We start from the raw sequence: 23,855 nt of genomic DNA, 5'->3' as shown, positions 1-23,855 counted from the left end.
GGCCCCAGGTCACGGGCCCGTTGTCGGTCCCGCGTGCCAGGATGACCCCGTGTCGCAGATCCCGTTCACCACTCCGCTCATCGGCCGGCAGGACGAACTCGCCCACCTCGCCGGTGTGCTGGAGCGTGCCCGGGACGGCGAGGCCCGCGCCGTCCTCGTCGCCGGGGACGCCGGCGTCGGCAAGACCAGGATGCTCGACGAGGTCTCCGGGCAGGCGGCGCGGGCGGGCATGACCGTGCTCACCGGGCACTGCGTCGACCTCGGGGACGTCGGTCTGCCGTACCTGCCGTTCACCGAGATCCTCGGCGTGCTCGCCGCCGACGACCGGTTCGCGGACGTCCTCGCCGCGCACCCGGTGGTGGACCGCCTGCTGGGCGCGGGCACCGACACCGCCCGGGACGTGGGCGGACGGCTCAGGCTGTTCGAGCAGATGGCCGGGCTGCTGGCCGGTCTGGCGGACATCGCGCCGCTGCTGCTCGTCCTGGAGGACCTGCACTGGGCCGACCAGTCCTCCCGTGACCTGCTGCGCTTCCTGCTCAGCCGGGGCATCCTCCAGCGGTCGGCGGGCGGCGCGCCCACCCACCGGCTCGCGGTGCTGGCCTCCTACCGCGCGGACGACCTGCACCGCCGGCACCCGTTGCGGCCGCTGCTGGCCGAGCTGGTGCGGCTGCCCGCCGTCGAGCGTCTGGAACTGCGCCCGATGGCCGACGCCGAGGTGACCCGGCTGGTACGGGCCCTGCAGAACCGCCCGCTGCCGGACACCACGGTCCGCCGGATCGTCGAGCGCGCCGAGGGAAACGCCTTCTACGCCGAGGAACTGCTCGCGGCGACCGACCCGGAGGCGGGCGGGGTGCCCAGCGGCCTGGCCGACGTCCTGCTGATCCGCTTCGAGCAGCTCTCCGACACCGCCCAGCAGGTGCTGCGCACCGCCGCCGTCGCCGGGCGCCGCGTCGAGCACGACCTGCTGCGGGACGCCGTCGGCCTGCCCGAGGAGGAGCTGGAGGCGGCGCTGCGCGAGGCCCTGGGCCGCCAACTGCTGGTGCCGGGCGGCTCGGACACCTACTCCTTCCGTCACGCCCTGGCCCGCGAGGCCGTCTACGCCGACCTGCTCCCGGGCGAACGGGCCCGGCTGCACGGCGCGTTCGCCCGGCTGCTGGCCGGCCGCGGCCACCCGGCGGAGAGCGCGGCGGAGCGCGCCCACCACTACCGCGAGAGCCACGACCTGACCGAGGCGCTCGCCGCCTCCCTGGAGGCCGCCGACCATGCCCAGCGGGTGGGCGCGCCCGCCGAGGAGCTGCGGCACCTGGAGACGGCCCTCGACCTGTGGTCGGCGGTGGAGCCGGCCGCGCGCCCCGCGGGCGCCGACAGCGTGACGCTCACCCTGCGGGCCTCGGCCGCCGCCGCGCACGCCGGCGAGGCGCACCGCGCGGTGTCCCTGACCCGCTCCGCGCTCGCCGGCATCGGCCGCGACACCGACTCCGAACTCGCCGCCCGGGTCCGGTACACGCTCGCCGGGAACCTGATGAGCGTCGACAGCCAGTCGGCGGCGTTCGCCTACAGCAGCGAGGCGCTCGCCATGATCCCCGCCGAGCCGCCGTCCCGGACCTGGGTGTGGGCCGCGGCCACGCACGTCCTGGCGGCGCGCCAGGTCGGGGACAACGAGACCGCGCTGCGGGTGGCCCGGCAGGCCCTCGTCGTCGCCGAGCGGTTGCGGGTCACGGACGCGCAGGCGGACCTGCTCATCTCGCTGGCCCGGATCGAGGAGGGCGGCCGCCGTACTCCGGAAGGCCTCCGGCGGCTGCGCGAGGCCCGGGAACTGGCCCGCCGTTCGGGCAACGCTCCGGTGGAGATGCGCGCCCTGTTCAGCATCGCGATCGGCTGCTTCGAGTCCGGTGACCTCGACGCCTGTCTGCCCTGGCTGACCGAGGGGCTGGACCGGGCCCGCCGCGCCGGGCTGCTGTCCTCGCCGTACCCGCTGGAGATGCGGTATCTGCGGCTGCTGGTGCTGTACACGCTGGGCCGCTGGGACGAGTGCCTGCGTGCCGCCGCCGACGACGCCGAGGTGCTGCCGGCGGCGGCCGGGTACACGGCCGGGCCCGCGCTGTACGTCGCTCTGGCGCGCGGTGACGGCACTGTCGCGGACCGCGCCCGCACCCTCCTGTCGGGCCGGTTCGACTGGATGGGGACGCTGGTCGCGGGCATCGTACTGACCGACGACGCGGCGCTGCGGGGGGACGCGGAGGCGGCCGTGGAGCGGATGCGGTCGACCGTCGCCGCCCTCACCGACGACGCCGGCCGTCCGCCCGACGTCACGGTCCGGCTCGCCGCCCTCGCCCTGTCCGCGGTCGCCGACCGGGCCGCCGCCCTGCGCCTCGCCGGTGACGAGCCGGGGGCCCGGCGCTGGGCGGATACGGCGACCGGCCTGGTGGCGACCGCGCGGGCCGTCGCCGCGCGCGGCGGCGACGGCAACGCGCAGGGCCCGGAGGGGCAGGCGTGGCTGGCGCGTGCGGAGGCGGAGTGGACGCGCGCGGTGTCCGGGCCGGACCCGGAGGTCTGGGCCGGGGCCGTCGCCGCCTTCGGCTACGGCGAGGACTATGAGCGGGCGCGCTGCCGACTGCGGTTCGCCGAGGCCCTGGTGACAGCGGATCGGCGCCCGGAGGCGGCCGCCGAGGCGGGCGCGGCCCGGGAGACGGCGGTCCGGCTGGGTGCCGCTTCCCTGCTGGAGCGGGCCGACGCGCTGATCCGCCGGGGCCGCCTGGCACAGCCAGGCCCGTCCGCCGGGGAGCGCGCTCCGGCGCTCACCGCCCGCGAGCAGGATGTGCTGCGGCTCCTCGCGCGGGGCCGCAGCAACCGGCAGATCGGCGAGGAACTGTTCATCAGCGGCAAGACGGCGAGCGTGCACGTCTCCAACATCCTCGCCAAGCTGGGCGCCGCGAGCCGCACGGAGGCGGCCGCGATCGCCCACCGGGACGGGCTGGTCGCCCCCGAGACGACGACGCCTCCCTGACACCGGACCGGCACCGGGCCGGCACCGGGCCGGCACCGGGCCTCACCGCCGCACGCGAACTGCTCACCGTCCCGGACCGGGAACCGAGCGTCTTCGTGTACCTGCAGATGGCCGTCCTCGCCTTCGAGGACGACAGCGTGTGGGCCCAGGCGCTGGAAGGCGTCAACAGCGAGGAGTACGAACTCGAGTGCCCGGGATGCGAGGACGGCCTGTTCGTCGCGTTCGGCTCCTACGGCACGTTCGTCTCGTCCGGTGACTACGTGACCGCTGCGGGCGCGGAGCGGGCGGAGGGCCGGGCAGAGCTGTCGCCGGCCGATCCGGCACGGCTGGAGGGCATCGGCGCGCGGCTCCACCAGGAGGCCGTGCGGGCGGGGCAGCCGACGGTCGCGCGGGCGCTGACCCATGTGTTCGGCACGGCCCGCTGCCCGTCCTGCGAGACCGCGTTCGCCGTCGGCGACGAGGTGGAGCGGCAGTGGGTCTGATCCGGGATCCGGACCGGCACCGGCACCGCTGTCCGGCCCGGGTCCTGACCGGGAGACGCCGGATGCCCCGCCGTCGGGCGGGGCATCCGGGTCACTTCTGCCGGTCGGACGTCAGCGCTGTGCGGCCGGCCGGTTGGCGGAGGTCACGTTGACGGCGGCCCAGGACCGGTTCACCGCCTTGTACTCCGTGCTGTTCAGCCCGTAGAGGGCCTTCGCCGCCTTCAGCGTCGCCACCCGGGCGTCGTGGAAGTCGGTCGTGGAGACCATGTACCGGGTCAGGGCCCGGTAGTAGATCTTCGTGGCCTTGGCGCGGCCGATCCCCGTCACCGGCAGACCGTCGTAGGTCGGCGAGTCGTAGGTGACGCTGCCGATCCTCTTGCGGCCACTGCCCTCGGCGAGGAGGTAGTAGGCGTGCGAGGAGACACCGGAACCGGCGTGCACCTCGGCGTCGTACGTCGACGGGTCCCAGTAGTCGATCGTGCCCTCGAGCACGTCGAGGGAGGGGTGGTCGAGGCGGCGCAGGAACTTCTGGTCGAGCCCGAGCTTCTCGCCCACGAGGTAGTTGGGCGGGTTCTTCGCGTTGTTGGCGCTGAACTCGACGTTGGAGCCGAAGATGTCGGCGAGCGACTCGTTGAGGGAGCCGGGCTCGCCGTACTGTCCGTTCGCGTCGACGCGGGTGGGCTCCAGCTTGGCGGTGGCGTCCACGACCCCGTGGGTGAGTTCGTGGCCCGTGACGTCGAGGACGACCAGGGGCTTCTTGAACATCTCGCCGTCGCCGTCGCCGTACAGCATGCAACCGCAGTAGGAGTCCCAGAACGCGTTGGCCACCTTGTTGCCGAAGTGGACCATGGCGCGGGCGCCCTTGCTGTTGTCCTTGATGCCCTTGCGCCCGAAGGTCTTCTTGTAGAAGTCCAGCGTCTTGGCCACGCCGTACTGGGCGTCGGCGGCGGCGCTGACCCGGCTGGAGGTGGCGCCGTTGCCCCACTTGTCGGTCGTGCTGGTGAGCTTCTTGCCCTGCGCGAAGTCCTCGAAGTACTGACCCTTGGCGTCCCGTGTCTCGGTGCCCCAGCGGGTGGTGTCCTTGAGGAGGAAGCTCGTGCGCGCCGTCTGCGTGGTGCTCAGCGTGACCTTGCCGGCGAAGAGCGAGTAGCCGGTGCCGGTGGCCTTCACCGGGTAGTGCACGGCGGCCGCCGTGGAGTTCGCGGCGAGCCCGGTGGGCTGCGCGGCGAAGCCGGTGGCCGGGTCGAGCGTCTCGCCGCGCTCGCGCAGGGTGTCGAGCAGCCGGGGCGAGAGGAACCCGTCGTTGTCGGGCGCGTTGCTGCGCACCTTGCCGGTGACGGCGTCGATGACGACGGTCCGCGAACCGCCGGCCTCGGTGGTCGCGCTGTCGCTGACCCGTACCTGGTAGGCGAGGGCGGAGGCACCGCCGCGGGCGTCGACGACGAGCTGGGCGGTGCCCGCGTCGCCCTTGGCGACGGCGGCCGCCTTGGCCTGCGCCTGGTCGGCCGTCAGCTTGGCCGAGGCGGCGGGCGCGACGGCGTGGTCGGCCGCCCGGGTGACACCGGCGTACGCCGACTGCCGGGTGAGGTGGACGACGAGGTCCCCGCCGAGGACGGGCATGCCCTGGTGGGTCCGGACGAACCGGACGTGCCGCGCGCCCTCGGGGTCGATCATCACGTCCTGGGCGTGCAGTTCGTCGCCCTGGGTGACGCCCGTCGCGGAGGCGTGGGCGACGGCGGCGGCGCGGGCCGCCCGGACGACGGACGCGGCGGATCCGTCGGCGACACCGGCGGAGACCGCGGACTGGTCCGCCCCCGTGGCCGGGTCCGCGAAGGCCGTGCCCGCGAGGCCCGTGGCGGCCGTCGTCACGGCGACGGCGACCGCCAGGCTGCGTATGTGGGCTCTACGCACTGATGAGGGTCCTTCGTTCAGAGGTGGCCGGAAGCCGGCCACCCCGAGGCGTGGCGCCCTGAGCCGCCACGGAGGCTGGTCAGCCCCGGAACGAAACCCTTACGGATGAGTCATGTACATGTAAAGGCTTATCAGTCCTTTTCCTGATCATCTATGGCAATACTTTGCACTTTCATGCCATTAGGTGATCAGCGGACCATCAACTGTGCGTCGTCTGTGGAGATGTGACGGGATGCGAGATGGTTGCCCCGCCCGGATGTGACGCATCTCGCATCACAGTCGGGCGGACCGACACCCACACGACAGGAGAAGACCCGGATGGCATCAGCAACGATGCGCGGCGGGGCCGTGGCGGGGGCGCTCGCGCTGTCCCTGCTGGCGGTTGACGCGCAGGCCGCGCCGCGGACGGCCGGCACCCCCACGGTCCGGGCCTCGGCGGCCGCGCTGCCGCAACCCGATCTCGCGGGCCTGCGCGCCGCCCTGCGCACCGCGCTCGGGCAGGGCGCGCCGGGGGCGACGGCCCGGATCGACGACCGCGGCACGGTCAGCGGAGTGACGGTGGGCCTCGCCGACCGGAGAACGCGACGGGCCCTCGACAGCGCCGACCGCTTCCGCATCGGCAGCATCACCAAGATCTTCTCGGCCGTGGTGCTGCTCCAGCTGGTCGACGAGCGGAAGCTGAAGCTCGACACCTCGGTCAACCACTACCTGCCGGGGCTGCTGCCGGACGACCGGATCACGGTCCGGCACGTACTGGGCCATCGCAGCGGCCTCTACGACTACACGAACGACATGTTCGCGAGTTCGGTCACCGGGTTCGAGGCGGTCCGCAACAAGGTCTTCACCTACCGGCAGCTGGTGGACCGCTCCCTGCGGCACGCGCGCACCGGCGCGCCCGGCGCCGCCTACTCCTACTCCAACACCAACTTCGTCGTCGCCGGCCTGCTCATCGAGAAGCTGACCGGTCACCCGGTGGGCACCGCGTACACCGACCGCGTCATCAAGCCCCTCCGCCTCACCGACACGTTCTACGTGCACCCCGACACCCGTATCCCCGGCCGCCACGCCAACGGCTACCTCACCCAGGACCGGGCGGGCGCGGCCCCGGTTGACGCCACCGAACAGACGGTGTCGTGGGCCCAGAGCGCGGGCGCGGTCATCTCCAGCACCCGGGACCTCAGCACCTTCCTGTCCGCGCTGCTGGGCGGCAGGCTGACCTCGGCCGCGCAGCTCGCGCAGATGGAGCGCTGGCTGCCGGCGGGCGCGGGACAGGCCTACGGGCTCGGTCTGCGGCGGCGCGACCTGTCGTGCGGTGTCTCCGTGTACGGGCACACGGGCGCCGTCCAGGGCTACTACTCCTACGCGTTCGCCACGAAGGACGGCAGGCGCACGCTCACCGCGCTCGCCAACACCTCCAACAACGGCCCGGTGCACACGACGATGCTGCGCACCCTGGAGTCCGCGTTCTGCGGCAGGCCGGCGACGACACGAAGCGGTGGCGCACGCCGTCCAGACCAGGGCACGGCGCCGACCGAGCGACCGGAGGACGTCACCGTACGGACCACGCAGACCGCCACCAGCGCCCGCGGCTGACCCACCCGGGGCCCCGCTCCCGCCACCGACGGGAGCGGGGAACCCGCACGCCCTGGTGGACGTTGTCCGGACACCCGCAGCGGGTTTCGAGCCACGACACCAGGGCGGCGCCATGAGCGAGTTGGTCCCCGGGGGGAACGTGCCCCTGCCGGGCGGAGCCGTGACCGTCCGGGTGCCCGGCCCGTTCGACGTGTCCGCGCTCATCACCGGCGACAGCGGCAGGGTGCGCGGCGACGGCGACTTCGTGTTCTACAACCAGCCGGCCGCTCCCGGCGCCCGGCTGGCCGGCGACACGCTCAGCATCGATCCGAGGGCACTGCGCGCCGGGGCCACCCGGGTCACCGTGGTGGTCAGCCCCGCCGACTCCGGCACTCCGCTGAGCCGGCTGCCCGCGCCCACCCTGCGCGTGAGCGGTGCGGACGGCCGGCCGCTGGCCCGGTTCGTCCCGCCGCGGCCGCGACAGGAGACGGTGCTGCTGCTCGCGGAGATCTACCGGCGCGGCGACGGCTGGAAGCTGCGCGCGCTGGGGCAGGGCTACGCCGACGGACTGGCGGGTCTGGCCCGCGACTTCGGGGTGGACGTCGTCGACGACACTCCCCCGCCCGCCGTACCCGTGATCGCCCCGGGCCCCGTCCTCGGCCCGGCCGGCTCCCGGCGCGCCCTGCCCGGTTCACCGCCGGCCGTCTCGGACCCCTTCCTCGGTCCGGTCAACTCCGCCCGCGCTCAGGTGGGTTCACCGCCGGTCGCGTCCGACTCCCGCCTGGCCGCCGCGGCACGGGCCCACGCCTCGGCGATGGCCGCCGCCGGACGCCTGTCGGCGGAGGGACCCGACGGCGTCTCGGTGCACCAGCGAGTCACCGCCACCGGATACGCCTACCTCACGATCGGGGAGCACCTCGTCTCCGGGCCGCGCACGCCCGACGAGTTCGTGGCGTACTGCCGGCGCACCCCGCAGGCGCGACGCACCCTGCACGACCCGGCGTTCACCCACGCCGGGGTGGCGTCCGTGACCGGCGGCCCCTCAGGCGACACCTACTGGACGGCGCTGTGGGCCCGGCCGCTCACCCCCGAGGGGCTGGCGCGCACCGAGTCGGACGTGGTCACGCTCACCAACCGGGAGCGGGCCGGTGCCGGGCTGCCGCCGCTCGCGGCCGACCCCCTGCTGGCCGTCGCGGCGCGGGCGCACAGCGCGGACATGGTGGCCCGCGCCTTCTACGCGCACACCGCGCCCGACGGCTCCGAGCCCTGGGACCGGGCGGCCGCGGCGGGCAGCGCCCGGCGCACGATCGGGGAGAACATCGCCTGCGGCCAGCGCTCGCCCGCCGAGGTGGTGGAGGGCTGGATGAACAGCCCCGGCCACCGCGCCAACATCCTCAAGCCCGGCTTCACGCACATCGGCGTCGGTTTCGCGGGCGGCGGAGCGGCGGGCACCTACTGGACCCAGCTGTTCGGCGCCTGACCGGCGCGTCCCTGGCCGCCGCAACAGGGTGGCCGGCACGCGATCTTGGCCGAACGGCGCCTGACAGGCGCGTCCCGGCCGCCGCAACAGACGGGCCGGCACGCGATCTTGGCGGAACGGACGCCTCCGGGAAAGGATGCGCGCATGAAGGGTGATCTGTTTTCCAGTGAGCACATGGTGCGGCCGGCCACCGAGCCGGGCATGACGGTCGAGAACGCCAAGTGCGTCAGGTACGCGGTGCAGGGCGAGATGCTGGCCCGCCAGGGCGCGATGATCGCCTATCGCGGCAATCTCCAGTTCGAGCGCAAGGGCCAGGGCGTCGGCGGGATGCTCAAGCGGGCGATGACCGGCGAGGGGCTGCCGCTGATGGCGGTGCGCGGACAGGGCGAGGCCTGGTTCGCGCACGAGGCGCAGAACTGTTTCGTCGTCGAGGTGGACCCCGGTGACGAGTTCACGGTCAACGGCCGCAACGTCCTGTGTTTCGACGCCTCGTTGACGTACCGGATCGCGACCGTGAAGGGGGCCGGTATCGCCGGCGGCGGCCTGTTCAACAGTGTCTTCACGGGGCAGGGCAGGCTCGGCCTGGTGTGTGAGGGCAACCCGCTGGTCATACCGGTCTCGCCGCAGTACCCGGTGTACGTCGACACGGACGCGGTGGTGGGCTGGACCTCGGGACTGGACACCTCGCTGCACCGCTCGCAGTCCATCGGTTCGATGCTGCGCGGCGGTTCGGGTGAGGCGGTTCAGCTGATGCTCCAGGGCGAGGGACACGTGGTCGTCCGGCCGAGCGAGGTGACGCCGCAGAAGGCGCAGCAGCACTGAGGTCCCGGCGCGGGCGTCCGGGAACCGTGCCGCAGGATGGTCCGCGCCCCGGCCCCACCCCTGAGCCGCGGCCCCCACCCCGCTTCTCGCCCCTCGGAGTGATCTGCGCCTCACGGGCAACCCGCCCGGCCCCGCCGACGTCTTGATCGGCAACGGATGACGCCCTGGCCCTTCGGGACCAGGGCATGTTCTCGACGCACTATACCCACCATGTATACACAGAGCGTATACGTGGCGGGTACAGGGGGACCGAAAGGGATTCATGTACGGCAAGGCATTCGCCCCGGAATACCAGGGCGCCCTCACCACTCTGTCCGTCAACTCCTCTCTGACCGACGTACTGGCCGCCGGCACCGAGCAGTTGAGGGCGGCCGAGGGGGCGGGCCGGCACGACGAGGCGGCCCGCTCCGGGCTCGCGGTCGCCGAGGCCCACCGCCGGCTCGGCCAGGTCGGGGACGCGGAGCGGGCGTGGAAGGCCAGCTACCGCTCAGCCCGCGAGGCCGGGGACACCGCGGCGATGGCCTGGGCGCTGTGGAGCGGCGGCACGCTGGCCCGGCAGCGCGGGGCGTTCCCCCTCGCCCGGCGGCTGCTGCACCTCGCGGCCGAACTCGGCGAGCTCGGCGGGGACGTCGTCGTACGCGGCTACTCCCTCGCGGGCCTCGCGGAGACGGGCCGTATCCAGGGTGACTACGAGGCCGTCGGCAGGCTGCACGAGCAGCTGCTCGCGGAGGCCCGGCGGCGCGGCGAGGCCCGGCACACGGTGTGGGCGCTGGAGGGCATCGCGCAGATGCACCGCAACACCGGTGCGTACGACTCCGCGTACGCCCTCTTCGAGGAGGCGGCCCAGATAGCCGAGCGGGCCGAGGACCGGCGCGGCCACGCCTGGGCCCTGCGCGGACTCGCCGACGTCGTCTCGGTGCGCGACGGGGACACCGCGCGGGCGCTCACCCTGCTGTCCGAGGCGGAGGCCACGTGCCGCGAGATGCGGCTGTCCAGCGCGCTGGCCTACAACCACAAGATGCGCGGCAACGTCCTGTACCGCTCCGGCCGTTACGCCGAGGCACGCGACTGGTACGAGCGGGCGCTCGCCGGCTTCCGCGCCATGAGCGAGCCGCGCGGGGAGGCGCTGGCCCGGCTCGGACTCGCCAAGTCCCTGGCGCGGCTCGGGCATGACCGGGACGAGACGGCGGCGGAACTGGCGGACCTCGCCCGCGTGCTGGAGCGGATCGGACTGCGGCACGCCCGGGCGATGGTCGCGCGGGCCCAGCGCGAGCTCGGCATCGACGCGGACACGGAGGCCGTACGGTGACGACACTCGACGCGATGACCCCGGCCACGCTCACCGCTCCCCAGGTCCTCGACCGGTGCCGCACGTCGGTGGCGCCAGCCCTGCGGGAGGCGGTCGGCCGGCTGCATCCGTGGCTGGGTGAGATGGCGGCGTACTCGTTCGGCTGGTGCGAGGTGGGCGGCGCGCCGGTCGCCGCGTCCGGCGGCAAGGGCGTACGGCAGGCACTCGCGCTGCTCGGGGCCGAGGCCGCGGGCGCCCCCGGGCGGGCCGGAGTCCCGGCGGCGGTCGCCGTCGAGCTCGTGCACGCCTTCTCGCTCCTGCACGACGACATCATGGACGGCGACCAGGCCCGGCGCCGCCGCCCCACCGTGTGGAAGGCGTACGGCACCGGAGCGGCGGTTCTCGCCGGTGACGGCCTGTTCGCGCTCGCCGTCGAGATCCTGGCCGAGACCGGAACGGGCGGCGCGGCGGTCCGCCTGCTGTCCGCGGCGCTGGGCGACCTGGTGCGCGGCCAGGCGGACGACCTGCTGTTCGCCACACGCGACTGGACGGGCCCGGGGCGGGTCCGGCCCGCGGAGTACCGGGCGATGGCCGAGCACAAGACGGGCTCCCTGCTGGGCTGCGCGGCCGCGCTCGGAGCCCGGCTCGGCGGCGCGCCGCCCGCCACGGTCGCCGCCCTGGACCGCGCCGGGCGCCACCTCGGGATCGCCTTCCAGGTCGTCGACGACATGCTCGGCATCTGGGGCGACCCGGCCGTCACCGGCAAACCCGTGCACGCCGATCTACGCGAACGCAAGAAGACCTACCCGGTGCTCGCCGCGCTCGGCTCCGGGACCCCGGCGGCCCGCCGGCTCGCCGCCCTCCTGGAGGGCGAGGGGGAGCCCGCCGAGGCGGCCGCGCTGGTCGCGGAGGCGGGCGGCCGGGCGGCGGCGGCGGCCGAGGCACGCCGCCACGCCGACGCCGGGGAGGCGGCCCTCGCCGGTGTGCCACTGGCGGCACCGGCCGCCGGCGAACTGCGGGCGATACTGGAATTCCTGGTGCGGCGCGACCTGTAGGAAACGTTCTTGACGCGCGCCGCCGGGGCGCGCCAGGGTGCGAGGCGGCGGGCGTCGCCGCCCGCCGGGAAAGGTGACTGTTTTGATCGAGATATCGGACGTCGAGGCCGCGGCGGAGAAAATCGCCGGGCATGTCGTGCGCACTCCGACCGTGCCGAGCCCCGGTCTGTCCACGCTGCTCGGCGTCCCCGTGACCGCGAAACTCGAATTGCTGCAACGCACCGGTTCGTTCAAGGCGCGGGGCGCGACCGCCCGGCTGCTGTCGCTCGGCGAGGCGGAGCGGGCCGCCGGAGTGGTGGCGGTCAGCGGCGGCAACCACGGCATCGCGCTGGCGGTGATGGCGGCCGCCCTGGACGTCAAGGCCACGGTGGTCATGCCGCGCTCCGCGCCCGCCCGGTCCGTCGAACTCGCCCGCGCCGCCGGCGCGTCGGTGCAGCTGACCGACGACATGCCGAGCGCGTTCGCCCTGGTGAACCGGTTGCGGGACGAGGGCCTTTCACTCGTCCACCCCTTCGACGACCCCGTGGTGGTGGCCGGACAGGGCACCGTCGGGCTGGAGTTCGCCCAGGACGCCGGGGACCTCACCGACGTCCTCGTCAGCATCGGCGGCGGCGGACTGATCGCCGGCGTCGCGGTCGCGCTGCGGGCCCGGCGGCCGGACGTGCGGATCTGGGGCGTGGAGACCGAGGGCGCGCAGGCGATGTCCGAGGCGCTGGCCGGCGGCGGACCGGTGCCGGTCGCGTTGTCGTCGATCGTGACCACCCTGAGCGCTCCGTCCGTCTCGCAGCTCACCTACGACCATGTGTCCGCGCTGGTCAACGACGTCCTGGTGGTCCCGGACCGGGAAGCCGTCCAGGGCACTCTGGACCTCGCCGACCACGCCAAGGTGTGGGCCGAGCCGGCGGCGGGCTGTCTGCTGCCCGCCGCCCGGCAGGTCGTCGAGCGGGTCGGCCCCGGCGCGCGGCTGGGCCTCGTCGTGTGCGGAGGCAACGCGACGACCGGCGATGTCATGGCCTGGTCGCGGCGGTTCGGACTGCGCTGACCGTCCTCGTGGCCCAATTCCCGTCAGGACCGCGTGATTTCACCGCGTTCGTTTTCACCGGCGCCGCTTCCTGTTTACCGGTGGTTACCGCCAGGTCGGGGCGGGAAATCGGCTGCCGCCGGTAAGCGCGGGTGAATTGCGGCGCCCGGAGCACACCGTGATGAGCTCGTACGACGGTGCCGTGCCCGCGCCCCGGCTTCTTCTTTTCGCACGCCTGCTCGCAGCGCACGGGAAAAGCAGAAAAACACAGGGTTGTTGGGGATTCATTGAACGCACCCCGTCACACGCGTCGTACCTAGGGGAAAGGTGAGAGCCAGGGGTTCAGCGAGGGATGACCATGGGCAAGGCGCACGTCTCCACACACGAGTTGGTCGCCGGAAGGTACCGGCTCGGGGAGGTCCTGCACCGAGAGACGAACCGCGTCTGCTGGTCCGGGGAGGACGTCGGGACCGGACGGCCCCGCCTCCTCACCCAGATCGGCCTGCCTCCTGACCCGGACGGCGAGACCTCGCGGCGGGCCACCGCACGCGTCGTCCGCACCTCGGAGGCCATGGCGCTGCTGTGCCCGGGCCGGGTGGCCGAGGTCGTCGACGCCGTCGTGGAGGCCGGCACCCTGTGGACGGTCGGCGAGTGCGTCGACGGCGTTCCGCTGGGCCAGCTCCTCGCCCAGGAAGGCACCCTCGACCACGTCCGGGCAGCCCGCATCGGTCTGGAACTGCTGGACGTGCTGGAGGCCGGGCACGGCGAGGGCATCACCCACGGCGAGCTGAGCCCGGACCAGATCCATGTGCGCGCGGACGGCCCCGTCGTGGTCAGCGGCTTCGGCCTGGCCGGCGCGACGCTCGTCCCGCGGGTCACCGCACCGTCGTACGCCTCCCCCGAACAGGCCCGCGACGAGCGCATCGGGCCGGCCGCCGACCTGTGGGCGCTGGGCGCGATCCTCTACACGATGGTCGAGGGACGTCCGCCGTTCCGGGACCGGGACCGGCCCGAGGCCACGCTGCGCGGGGTGGACCGGCTTCCGCTGCGCACCCCCGTGCGCGCCGGGCCGCTCACCCAGGTCGTGCAGGGGCTGCTCCGCAAGGACTCCCGGGAACGGCTGACCCGCCCGGTGGTCCGCGAGTCGCTCCTGCGGGTGCTCGGCGAGGACCCCGACACGGCGCCGCAGACGATGCGGCGCTCCCGGCTGCGCGGTGACGGTCACGCCCTGGGTTCCGGCTGGAACCGGCGCGCGATGGCCGCCGGCACCGTCCTCGCGGTGATCACCGTGGCGGTCGCCGTCCTCGCCGTGACCCGGCAGCTGCCCGGGGCCGACACCTCCGCCGCGCACCCGACACCGCGCCCGACCGCATCGGGTTCCGGTGCGGGTGCCGGCGCGGGTGAGCGCACCGAGGGCCGGACCGCCGCGCCGTCCACCGCCCCGGCCACCTCCGCCTCGGCGTCCGCCCCCGCCTCCCCCACGTCTCGTCCCCCGTCCCCGTCCCCGTCCGCTTCCGCTTCCGCCCCGGCCTCCTCCCCCGACGCCACCGCCGCACTGCCGGCCGGCTTCCGCCGGTACGACGCGCCGGAGGGTTTCTCCGTCGCCCTCCCCGCCGGCTGGAAGCGGCTGAACACGACCCGGGCGGCGGGCGGCGCGTACCGCGTCATCTTCGGCGCGGACGACGACCCGCGCACGCTCGCCGTCACCTACAGCGAGCAGGCGGGCCCGGACCCGGTCGCCGTCTGGCGGGACGATGTCGAGCCGGAGCTGAAGCGGGAGGACGGCTACCGCAGGATCGGCGCGATCCAGGCGACGACCTACCAGGGCCACAAGGCCGCCGACATGGAGTGGCTCAGCACCGTCGACGGCACCCGGGTGCGCACCTTCGGCCGCGGTTTCCTCCTCGGTGGCGGCCGCAGCTTCTCGCTGCGCTGGACCACTCCGGCCGCCGACTGGGACGACAGCGCCAACCGCGCGGCGCTCGACGCCTTCCTGCGGACCTTCCGGGAGACGTCGGGCTGAGGGTCAGGCCGGGGTCCGGGGCGCTCCCAGGGCGCGGAGCGGGCGGGGGTCCAGCGGGGTCGTCCGCCACCGCGCCGTGAAGGTCCGGTCCGGGAGGGAACAGGTCACGGCCAGCCGGTGCGGAGTCTCCAGGAACACCAGCTCGGCGACGAGGGTGTCCGCGTCGGCCCATCCCCCGCTCAGCGCGGTCGGCACCGGCTGCTCGGCGACGCTCCAGCCGTCTCCGCCGAGCCGCAGGCCGAGCCGGTCGCCGCCCTCGGCGAGGGTGATCCGCCAACCGTCCGCCTCCGCGGTGACCTCGACCGCCGTGAGCGTGGGCCGGTCCGCGCAGACTCCGCCGTACGGCGTGAACGCGGCGTCCCGCCACGCCTCGGCGCGTTCCGTTGGCGCGGGCTTGCCGGCGACCGGTGGCAGCGCGAGCCCGGCCAGCCGCTCGGCGAGCGCCGCGTCACCGTCCTCCTGGCCTTCCCCGCCCGGCCGCGGGGTGCGGGGAGCCGGCCCGAAGGCGGGCAGCAGGTGCCCCCAGACCAGGTTCAGGACCTCCTGCAGCTGCGTCGTCGCCCCGGTCAGCGCGATCACGGCGTCCTGCTCGGGCAGCACGAGACAGAACTGGCCGTACGCGCCGTCCCCCCGGAACCCGTGTCCGGGCCGGGACCTCCAGAACTGGAAGCCGTAGCCGTGCTGCCAGTCGGACAGCGCGTCGGGCGCCGTGGCGTCGGCGGTCGCGACGTGCACGCGGCCGGCCTCGGCCGCCCACCCCTCGGGCAGCAGCCGGCGGCCGTTCCACATCCCGTCCCGCAGGTACAGCTGACCCAGCCGGGCGATCGCGTCGGTGGTGGCGTGCAGTCCGCTGAAGCCCAGTTCACGGCCGTGCCGGTCCTGCTGCCAGGCCACCTCGCCGACGCCCAGCGGGTCCAGCAGCCGCGGCCGGAGGTAGTCGGTGAGCGACTGCCCGGTGAGGCGCTGGACGATCGCGGCGAGTGTGTAGGTGGCGGGCTGGTTGTAGGCGAAGACGGTCCCCGGCTCGCCGTCCGGCGGCACCAGGAGGAACCCGCGCACCAGTTCGCTCCGGTCGCTCTCGCGGGCGCGGTCGAAGGTCTCGGCGAGATGGCCGCTGGACATCGACGCCACGTGCCGCACGAGCATGGACCGGCTGCGCGGGTCGGTGATGTCGGCCTCGAACTCCGGGAAGAAGGAGATCACCGGGTCGTCGAGGCGCAGCAGCCCCTCCGCCACGGCGATCCCGGCGGCCGTCGCCGTGAAGCTCTTGCTCAGGGAGTACAGGAGGTGTGGGCGCTCGGCGGTGTACGGCGCCCACCAGCCGGACGCCACCAGATGACCGTGCCGGAGGACCATCACGCTGTGCGGCTCGATGTCGGGTGCGGCTTCGAGGGCGTCGAGGAAGGCGTGGACACCGGACGCGTCGACGCCCTGGGCGGCGGGAGTGCTGGCGGGCAGCGGCTGGACACTCATACGGTCATCCTCCCCCGCCGCCCGGCCGGTGATCGAGGGGGTGACAGGACGCCGGAGACGGGTTTTCGGCCCCCGCGGCCGGGGGCCCGACCCTTATGGTGCAATTCGGATACACGATGATGACCGAGCAGGCCGGCCCCCGTGACCTCGTCGACCACGTGGTGCGCGCGGAGGAGGCCGGCTACGACTTCTCGGTGACCTCGGACCACTACTTCCCGTGGCTGCGCTCCCAGGGCCACTCTCCGTACGCGTGGAGCGTGCTGGGTGCGGCCGCCCAGGCGACCTCGCGCATCCCGCTGATGACGTACGTGACCTGTCCCAGCTTCCGCTACCACCCCGCCGTCGTGGCGCAGAAGGCGGCGACGATGCAGCTCCTGTCCGAGGGGCGGTTCCGGCTGGGCCTCGGGTCGGGCGAGAACCTCAACGAGCATGTGGTGGGCGGCGGCTGGCCGTCCGCCGACGTGCGGCACGAGAGGCTCGAAGAGGCCGTGGAGATCATCCGGGGGCTCTTCGAGGGCCGTCACGTCAACCACCGCGGGAAGCACTTCGACGTGGAGTCGGCGCGGCTGTGGGACCTGCCGGACCAGCCGCCGCCGATCGGCATCGCCGTCTCCGGGGAGCGGTCCTGCGCCCTCGCGGGCCGGCTGGCGGACCTCGTCATCGCCACCGAGCCCAAGGCCGGACTCATCGACGCCTTCGACCGGCACGGCGGCGCGGGCAAGCCCCGCGTGGGCCAACTGCCGGTGTGCTACGACCCCGACCGGGACGTGGCGGTGAAGCGGGCCCACGACCAGTTCCGCTGGTTCGGCAGCGGCTGGAAGGTCAACTCCGAACTGCCGCACCCGGACGCCTTCGAGTCGGCGACGCAGTTCGTCACGCCCGAGGACGTCGCCGCCTCGATCCCCTGCGGCGACGACCCCGAGGACTTCGTGGAGGCCGTACGCCCGTACGCCGAGGCCGGGTTCACGGAGATCGCCCTGGTGCAGATCGGCGGCGAGTCGCAGTCGGCGTACCTGGAGTGGGCGGCGAGGACGCTGCTGCCGGCGCTGCACGACGCGCTCGACTGACCCGCACCGCACCGCGGCGCCCGCCACACGGGGGCGGTGTCCCGGAGGGGGCCCCGGGGCGCAATAGGCTGCCGGACGGTACCGGCGCGGTCCGCCGCGCGGGTGCCGTCCGAGCCCGGTTCTGCCCAGGAGAGTCACCCGTGACCGTAGCGATCTCCCCGTCCGAGGCGTCCCCCGCGCCCCTGTCCGACCTCGTGGCGCGGGACGCCCGCGAGTTCGGGACCTACGCACGGACCGGAGGATGGGCCTTCGGCCTCATGGTGGCCCGCAGCGTCCGGCCCGGCGGGCAGGGCGCGGACGAGACGCCGAAGGTGTCCGCGAAGGAGTTCGCCACGCTCGCCGGATGCTCCGCCGAGCGCGTCATGCGCTACTACAAGGCCTGGGACCGGGCCGCCGACGACGGCATGGTCCCGCACTTCGAGGCGCTGGCGCCGGGCCAGGAGGTGGAGCTGCCGGACGCCGACGTGTGGCTCGGCTACTACGTCTCCCGCTCCGGCGCCGCCTCCGAGCGCGGCACCGCCATCGCCGAGGCCGCGGCGGCCGAGGGCATCCGGCCGACGAAGGCGCTGGAGGTCGCCGAGAACCCGACCGCGCTGCGCGCCGCGATCCTCGCCGACCCCTCCACCGCCCGGGCGGCCCGCCAGGCGCTCCTGGACCGGGTCCGCGAGGACCCCGGGCTGCAGGCGGAGCTGGCCCGTGACGTGGTGCGCACCGACGACCTGAAGAAGGCCGTCGCCAGCGAGAGCCGGGCGGCCGACCGGATCGGATACGTCCGCCAGATCGCCGAGTCCGGTCAGGTCAAGACGCCGGCGGGGCAGACCATCGACGCCCCCACCGACCTCCGTGAGGAGGCCGAGCGGCACCTGTCGCTGCTCGACGAGCTCGACGACGGCGAGGACTGCGGCCCGTGGGCCGGCGAGGCCTACGACACCATGAAGTCCCTCGTGGCCGACGTCGTGGAGGCCGATCCCGAACTGCGCGTCCAGGAACGGCGGACGAGGTTCTACAGCGGTCTCCAGAAGGCGACTAAGGTCTTCGAGGAGCTGACCTTCGACGACGCGCAGGACTTCTACGAGGACGACATGGTCGAGCGCCTGGAGGACCTCCAGCAGGCGATCGCCACCTGCATCACGGCGTTGCGCGGTGCGCGCACGAATCACCCCGAGCGTTGAGCATCTTGTGCGCGAACGGGGTACTAGAGGGCTCCACGTCCGAACGTGCTCCACGTCCGTCCCCCTCGGAGGCCCCCGTGAACTCCTTCGCGCACAAGTCCCTGGTGGTGCAGCTCCAGGCGGGCGCCACGGACCGCTTCCCGGTGCTCGCCCACCTCAGCTACGACGCCGACGACCCGTTCGCCGTCACCGCGGTGTTCAGCCACGACGGCCGGGTCCTCGCCCAGTGGCGGCTGGACCGGGAGATGCTCGGTGACGGACTGCTGCGGCCGGTGGGCGTGGGGGACGTGCGGATGCGCCCGGTGTCGACCGGCATGTGGGAGGAGCTGCGCATGGACTTCTTCGGCGACGTCCGGGCCGACGGGGAACGCCACCACGCCGTGGTGTTCGCGTGGGCGCCGGGGATCGCCGCGTTCCTGCGCCAGACCCACCAGGTCGTCGCGCCGGGACGGGAGCAGGTCCGGGTGGACGACTTCCTGGCCGCGGTCATCTCCGGAGGCTGACGAGGGGCCGACCGCGGGCACCGGCACGGGGCGCCCGCCGACGCGACGACGGAGGGGGCGTCCGGCCTGCCGGACGCCCCCTCCGTCGTCGCGTCCCCCGTCAGTCCGTCGTGTGCCGGTGCCGCGTCCACAGCGGCACCCCGAACCAGCACACCAGGTACCAGGCGACCACCGCGGTGACCAGGTAGGGCACGTAGCCGTCGTGGGTCGCCACGCGGAGGATCAGCAGCAGCGAGGAGGTCATGGTGGCGAGCAGCAGCACCAGGCCGACGAAGGTCATCCGCGACGCCCACTGGACCGCCTGGGGTTTGACCCGCCGCCCCGACACCAGGCGGTGCAGGGAGACCGGGCCGATGAGGGCACCGGTCGCGCAGGCTCCCAGTACGACCGTCACCAGGTAGATCGTTTTGTCCGTCTGGGTCAGTTGTGTGTAGCGCGGGGTGAAGACGACGGTGAGCAGAAAGCCGAACAGGATCTGCACGCCGGTCTGGGCGACCCGTATCTCCTGGATCAGCTCGACCCACTTGCGGTCGGCTCTCTCCTCCTCGGTCTCGTCGCGCCCCGTGTTCTTGGCGCTCGTAGCGCTCGCCCCGGCTGACAAGGTTCCTCCCGCGGTGATGCGTTCCCGTGTTCGTCTGCCACCCGTGTTCCCCGTTTTGCGCGTGCTTTGCCTGCCCGTCACCTCCCGTCCGTCCGGGACGGCGGATCGTGTTTGCCGTGGAGCCGAACGGCAAGGCGGTTCCCATGAAGGAAACGGAGAACACGACGAACGAGAAGGCCACCACCACGCGGGTGTCGGCCAAGGCGCAGCGGACGACGGACCGGGCCACGGCTCCCGCCTCCCGCGCGGCAAAGACCGCCGCGAGCAAGACGGATGACGCCACGTCAGCCGCCAAGGCGGGCGTGGAGCGCACCGCCGACGCGGCGAGCCGGGCCGCGAACACCGCGGCCAGGAGCGTCGAGGCCGGTCGCCAGGCGATCGTCTCGGCCTCGGGCCAGGTGGCGGCCGGCGCGAAGACGGCATGGACGCTGCTGGCGAACCGCAAGCTCGTCGCCGCGGGTGTCGGAGCGGGGCTGACGGTGCTGAGCGCCGCGTCCTTCGCGGCGGGCCGGCGTACCGAACGCCACTCCCACGGACCCGTCACCCGGCTCACCGGCGGACGGTTCTGAGGACCGGCCGCGGTTTCAGCGATCACCGGGCGGTTACACGGGGGCCATGACCCATGGCCCCGGCTCCCCGGCAGGGGGGCCGCGCCCCCCACGCCGATCACGGAGGAGATCCGTTGACCATGTCCGGCACCGAGCTCACAGTCACTCTCAGCGGCGGCAGTGCCGCCGACGCGCGGACGGTCGTCCAGGCCCTGGAGCCCGCCTTCGGGGCCCCGGACGAGCGGCCCGCCGACGACGGCGCCACGGTCCACACGGCCACCTTCGCGCACGGCTCAGGCGACGGGTCCCCCGAGGACACCCCGGGGGACGCCGGCCGGCTGTCCGCGCCGGTGACCGTCACCGTCCAGGGCACGCCGGAGGCCGTCGAGAAGGCGAGCGCCGCCCTGTCCCGCACCTTCACGACGCGGGACCGGGGGGCCGCCTCGGGCGACCAGGAGCAGGAACGCGAGCTGGTACTGGAGCCCTGAGCGAGCGGTAGGGAACCCGTCGGCGGGTTCCCTACCAGCGGTTCTCCACCTGGTCCCTGATCCGGCGATCGTAGAGGTCGCGGATCGCGTCGAGCGTGTCCCGCTCCAGCTCCGGCAGCTTGGCGGCCGCCGCGTTGGCGCGGGCCTGCTCCGGCGAGCGGGCCCCCGGGATCACCGTCGTGACACCCGGCTGCCCCACGATCCAGCGCAGCGCGAGCTGGGCCGGGGTGTACCCCTCGGGGGTGAGCGCGGCGAACTCGACGGCCGCCTCCACACCGGTGGCGAAGTCGACGCCGGAGAAGGTCTCGCCCTGGTCGAAGGACTCCCCGTGCCGGTTGTAGGTGCGGTGGTCGTTGTCGGCGAACACCGTGTCCTTGGTGTACTTGCCGGACAGCAGGCCCGAGGCCAGCGGCACCCGGGCGATGATGCCGACTCCGGCCTCCCGCGCGGCGGGCAGCACCTCCCGCAGCGGCTTCATGCGGAACGGGTTGAGGATGATCTGCACACTCGCCACGTTCGGCCGGGCGATCGCCGTCAGGGCCTCGGCGCAGGTCTCGACGCTGACGCCGTAGGCGGCGACGCGCTCCTCCTCGACCAGGGTGTCGAGGGCGTCGAACACCTCGTCCGTCGAGTACACGGGCGTCGGCGGGCAGTGCAGCTGCACCAGGTCGACACGGTCGACGCCGAGGTTGCGCCGGGACCTGTCGTTCCAGGCGCGGAAGTTGTCCAGTACGTAGTTCTGCGGGATCTGGTCGACCCGGCGGCCCATCTTCGACGCGACCAGTACGTGCAGATCGGGCCGGCCGCTCAGGAAGGCCGCGATGGTCTGCTCGCTGCGCCCGTCGCCGTACACGTCGGCCGTGTCGAAGAAGGTCACCCCCGACTCGGCCGCCGCCTCCAGCACCGACAGAGCTTCCTTGTCGTCGACGTCTCCCCAGTCGGCGCCCAGTTGCCAGGTGCCGAGGCCGATGACGGATGCGTGCTGCTGGGACCTACCGAAAGTGCGCTCGTCCATGCCGTCAGTCTGTCATCCGTACCCGCCGCACGCGGCGCCGCTGGACAGCGGCCGGGCGGCGCCGCTCAGGGCGTCAGGTGGGTCTGGACCCCGGGGGCGTACCGGTCCACCATGTCCTCGATCCCGGCCTCGCGCACGTGGACACCGCGGGCCACCCCGTACATCACGCCCAGGCCCACCAGGGTCGCCACGGCCAGTTCGGCACGCAGCCCGGCGTCGGGGCCGGTGAGCCGCGCGGCCAGGCGCTCGACCACCTGGGTGCGGAAGTTGACCCGCAGGACGTCGCCGTGCTCCCCGTGCAGCGGGGCGAAGGCGATGCGCAGCAGCGGGTCCGCGCCCCGCTCGCGCTGGCTGAGCAGCACATGCCGGACCATGTGCCGGCCGAGCTCGCCGAGCGGCGCGTCCAGCAGGGCGTCGGCGTCGGTGTCGAAGGACATGACGCGGGCGACGAGGGCGTCCTTGTTGCCGAAGTACTTGAGGATCAGCGGTGGACTCACGCCGGCGCGGTCGGCGATCGCCTTGAGCGTCACCTCGTTGTGGGCGTGCCGGGCCAGAAGGTGGCGGGCCGCCTTCTGGATGGCCGCCCTGGTCGCCTCGGCGTCCCTGCGCGCGAAGGCGGAGGGCGAGGTGGCAGCGGCGGGGGCCGAAGCCGCGGTGTCCGGTGCGGCGCAATCGGCGGCGGCCGGAGCGGCGGAGGCGGCGGCCGATGCCGAGGCGGCGGGGGCGGGTGCGGTGGCGTCCGGTGCCGGGGTGGGCGCGGTGGGTCGGTTGCTCACGGCTCTCATGCTCCCTCCAGCGCCTCGTCCCGCGCACCGCGGGTGCCGCCGCCGGCCCGTCCGGTGCCGCGTCGCGCGGGACGCTCCCCCGGGATGGTCAGCGCCGTGGCGGAGGCCAGGAGGGCGACCGCGCCGGCGATGCCGAAGGCCAGCAGGTAGCCGTGCAGGGTGGGCACCGGTGTGCCGTCGAGCAGACTGGTGTGATGGACCAGTACCGCGGCGACGACGGCGCTGGAGGTGGCCTGGCCGATCGTGCGCATCAGGACGTTGACGCCGTTGGCGGACGCGGTCTGCCCGGCCGGGACGGCGTGCAGGATGAGGGTGGGCAGCGCGGAGTACGCCAGGGTGGTGCCGGTGCCCACGACCGCCGCCCCCAGGATGATCATCCACAGGTCGCGGCTGTCCATGATGCGCACCCCGTAGCCGAGTCCGATGACCAGCGCCCCGAGGGCCAGGGTGACGCGGGGGCCGCGGGAGGCCGAGATACGGGCCGAGACCGGCGAGAACAGGAGCATGATCAGGCCGCCCGGCAGCAGGACCAGGCCGGTGGCGACGATGGACAGTCCGAGCCCGTACCCGGTGGCCTCGGGCGCCTGGACCAGCTGGGCGGTCACCAGGGAGTTGGCGTAGAAGGCGAACCCGGTCAGGAGCGCGGCGACATGGGACAGCCCGACGCTGGGGCGCGAGACCAGCCGCAGGTCCACCAGGGGGCGTTCGGTGCGCAGCTGGTGCCACCACCACACGGCCAGCGTGAGGGCGGCGCCCAGGAACAGGGCGAGGACGCGGGTGCTGGTCCATCCCCACTGCCCGCCCTGGGACACGCCGAGCAGCAGGCACACCAGTCCGGCCGCCAGCCCCAGCGCCCCCGGTACGTCGAAGCGGCCCGGTTCGCGCACGGGCGACTCGCGCACCGCCCACCACACCGACGCCACGCCCAGGGCGCCGAGTCCGGCGGTCACCCAGAACATGGTGTGCCAGTCGGCGTACTGCACGATCAGCGCGGCCAGCGGCAGCCCCAGCGCGGCCCCGATGCCGACCGTCGAGCTCATCAGCGCCACCGCGTTGCCCCGGCGCTCCGGCGGGAGTTCGTCGCGCAGGATGCTGATGGACAGCGGCACGACGGCGGAGGCGGCGCCCGAGAGCGCGCGGGCCGCGATGAGCACGCGGATGTCGGAGGACAGGGCGCACATCACCGACCCGACGACCATCAGGGCGAGTGCCGCCAGGAGCACCCGGCGTTTGCCGTACATGTCGCCGGCCCGCCCGAGGACCGGGGTGAGGACGGCCCCGGCCAGCAGGGTCGCCGTGACCGTCCAGGAGACGGCGCCGGGAGAGGCTCCGGTGAGCCTCGGCAGGTCCGGGAGCAACGGCACCACCACGGTCTGGTTGACGGCCATGAGGATGCCGCCGAACGCCAGGACCGGCACGGTGAGCCGCTTGCGCACACGTCCGCCGGTCGGCACGGATATCGGGGCGGGCTGGTCCATCGGCACTCCGCGGCGGCACGAAAAATGGGTGAATGGCGATTCACCCTATCGGTGAATCGCCATT

The 23,855-nt window shown here is 73.8% G+C and carries 20 protein-coding genes; 14 read left to right on the top strand and 6 right to left on the bottom strand.

Features of this window, described 5'->3' with window-relative positions; all coding sequences use genetic code 11:
* Positions 1–49: 49 nt before the first annotated feature.
* Both AC07AZ_RS26445 and AC07AZ_RS26440 read left to right on the top strand, forming a co-directional pair.
* Positions 50–3,007, top strand: coding sequence for an ATP-binding protein (locus tag AC07AZ_RS26445; protein WP_478851902.1), 2,958 nt, complete (start codon positions 50–52; stop codon positions 3,005–3,007).
* A 95-nt stretch (positions 3,008–3,102) separates the two neighbouring features.
* Complete coding sequence (locus AC07AZ_RS26440) at positions 3,103–3,489, top strand: hypothetical protein (protein WP_478851900.1); 387 nt, start codon at positions 3,103–3,105, stop codon at positions 3,487–3,489.
* Positions 3,490–3,600: 111 nt separating this feature from the next.
* Here AC07AZ_RS26440 and AC07AZ_RS26435 read toward each other — a convergent pair whose 3' ends face one another.
* Complete coding sequence (locus AC07AZ_RS26435) at positions 3,601–5,400, bottom strand: M4 family metallopeptidase (RefSeq protein ID WP_478851898.1); 1,800 nt, start codon at positions 5,398–5,400, stop codon at positions 3,601–3,603.
* A 318-nt stretch (positions 5,401–5,718) separates the two neighbouring features.
* Between AC07AZ_RS26435 and AC07AZ_RS26430 the strand changes: the two genes are divergently transcribed.
* The 7 genes from AC07AZ_RS26430 to AC07AZ_RS26400 all read left to right on the top strand — a co-directional run bounded on the left by AC07AZ_RS26430 (position 5,719) and on the right by AC07AZ_RS26400 (position 14,661).
* The gene (locus tag AC07AZ_RS26430; RefSeq protein WP_478851896.1) at positions 5,719–6,993 is read left to right on the top strand and encodes a serine hydrolase domain-containing protein; all 1,275 of its coding nucleotides are present in this window, start codon (positions 5,719–5,721) and stop codon (positions 6,991–6,993) included.
* A 112-nt stretch (positions 6,994–7,105) separates the two neighbouring features.
* Positions 7,106–8,452 carry a CAP domain-containing protein gene (locus AC07AZ_RS26425; protein WP_478851894.1) on the top strand — a complete coding sequence of 449 codons (1,347 nt, stop codon included), beginning with the start codon at positions 7,106–7,108 and terminating at the stop codon, positions 8,450–8,452.
* Between the two features lie 144 nt (positions 8,453–8,596).
* Positions 8,597–9,274, top strand: coding sequence for an AIM24 family protein (locus AC07AZ_RS26420; RefSeq protein WP_478851893.1), 678 nt, complete (start codon positions 8,597–8,599; stop codon positions 9,272–9,274).
* Between the two features lie 262 nt (positions 9,275–9,536).
* Positions 9,537–10,583, top strand: a complete 1,047-nt coding sequence (locus AC07AZ_RS26415; protein ID WP_478851891.1) for a tetratricopeptide repeat protein — start codon at positions 9,537–9,539, stop codon at positions 10,581–10,583.
* 14 nt (positions 10,584–10,597) lie between these two features.
* Positions 10,598–11,617 (top strand): polyprenyl synthetase family protein, encoded by a 1,020-nt coding sequence (locus tag AC07AZ_RS26410; RefSeq protein ID WP_478852021.1) that lies wholly within the window; start codon positions 10,598–10,600, stop codon positions 11,615–11,617.
* An 82-nt stretch (positions 11,618–11,699) separates the two neighbouring features.
* Complete coding sequence (locus AC07AZ_RS26405) at positions 11,700–12,659, top strand: threonine/serine dehydratase (RefSeq protein ID WP_478851889.1); 960 nt, start codon at positions 11,700–11,702, stop codon at positions 12,657–12,659.
* Between the two features lie 331 nt (positions 12,660–12,990).
* A complete protein-coding gene (locus AC07AZ_RS26400) occupies positions 12,991–14,661 on the top strand; it encodes a serine/threonine protein kinase (protein WP_478851887.1) in 1,671 nt (556 codons plus the stop codon).
* Positions 14,662–14,664: 3 nt separating this feature from the next.
* Here the strand turns inward: AC07AZ_RS26400 and AC07AZ_RS26395 are convergent, their stop codons facing one another.
* Positions 14,665–16,134 carry a serine hydrolase domain-containing protein gene (locus tag AC07AZ_RS26395; RefSeq protein ID WP_478851885.1) on the bottom strand — a complete coding sequence of 490 codons (1,470 nt, stop codon included), beginning with the start codon at positions 16,132–16,134 and terminating at the stop codon, positions 14,665–14,667.
* A 95-nt stretch (positions 16,135–16,229) separates the two neighbouring features.
* Here AC07AZ_RS26395 and AC07AZ_RS26390 point away from each other — a divergent pair, with 95 nt between their 5' ends.
* The 3 genes from AC07AZ_RS26390 (at position 16,230) to AC07AZ_RS26380 (ending at position 18,876) form a co-directional block, all read left to right on the top strand.
* Positions 16,230–17,201, top strand: a complete 972-nt coding sequence (locus tag AC07AZ_RS26390) for an LLM class F420-dependent oxidoreductase (RefSeq protein WP_478851883.1) — start codon at positions 16,230–16,232, stop codon at positions 17,199–17,201.
* 140 nt (positions 17,202–17,341) lie between these two features.
* Complete coding sequence (locus AC07AZ_RS26385) at positions 17,342–18,373, top strand: hypothetical protein (RefSeq protein ID WP_478851881.1); 1,032 nt, start codon at positions 17,342–17,344, stop codon at positions 18,371–18,373.
* Between the two features lie 77 nt (positions 18,374–18,450).
* On the top strand, positions 18,451–18,876 hold the full coding sequence (locus tag AC07AZ_RS26380; protein WP_478851879.1) for an SsgA family sporulation/cell division regulator: 426 nt from the start codon (positions 18,451–18,453) through the stop codon (positions 18,874–18,876).
* A gap of 100 nt (positions 18,877–18,976) precedes the next feature.
* Here the strand turns inward: AC07AZ_RS26380 and AC07AZ_RS26375 are convergent, their stop codons facing one another.
* Positions 18,977–19,477: a DUF6328 family protein gene (locus tag AC07AZ_RS26375; RefSeq protein ID WP_478851877.1), complete on the bottom strand. Its 501-nt coding sequence runs from the start codon at positions 19,475–19,477 to the stop codon at positions 18,977–18,979.
* Positions 19,478–19,620: 143 nt separating this feature from the next.
* Between AC07AZ_RS26375 and AC07AZ_RS26370 the strand changes: the two genes are divergently transcribed.
* Positions 19,621–20,046 carry a hypothetical protein gene (locus AC07AZ_RS26370; RefSeq protein WP_478851875.1) on the top strand — a complete coding sequence of 142 codons (426 nt, stop codon included), beginning with the start codon at positions 19,621–19,623 and terminating at the stop codon, positions 20,044–20,046.
* Between the two features lie 119 nt (positions 20,047–20,165).
* Entirely contained in the window at positions 20,166–20,513 is a 348-nt protein-coding gene (locus AC07AZ_RS26365; protein WP_478851873.1) for a hypothetical protein, read from the top strand.
* Between the two features lie 31 nt (positions 20,514–20,544).
* On the opposite strand, the gene AC07AZ_RS26360 is transcribed toward AC07AZ_RS26365, so the two are convergent.
* The 3 genes from AC07AZ_RS26360 to AC07AZ_RS26350 all read right to left on the bottom strand — a co-directional run bounded on the left by AC07AZ_RS26360 (position 20,545) and on the right by AC07AZ_RS26350 (position 23,791).
* Complete coding sequence (locus AC07AZ_RS26360; protein WP_478851871.1) at positions 20,545–21,528, bottom strand: aldo/keto reductase; 984 nt, start codon at positions 21,526–21,528, stop codon at positions 20,545–20,547.
* A 65-nt stretch (positions 21,529–21,593) separates the two neighbouring features.
* The gene (locus AC07AZ_RS26355) at positions 21,594–22,304 is read right to left on the bottom strand and encodes a TetR/AcrR family transcriptional regulator (protein WP_478851869.1); all 711 of its coding nucleotides are present in this window, start codon (positions 22,302–22,304) and stop codon (positions 21,594–21,596) included.
* Between the two features lie 5 nt (positions 22,305–22,309).
* A complete protein-coding gene (locus AC07AZ_RS26350; protein ID WP_478851867.1) occupies positions 22,310–23,791 on the bottom strand; it encodes an MFS transporter in 1,482 nt (493 codons plus the stop codon).
* Positions 23,792–23,855: the final 64 nt, after the last annotated feature.

It is taken from the genome of Streptomyces sp. NPDC043878 (assembly GCF_056435735.1).
The sequence above is the reverse complement of the archived record's forward strand: the minus strand, read 5'-3'. Positions and strand labels throughout refer to the sequence as shown.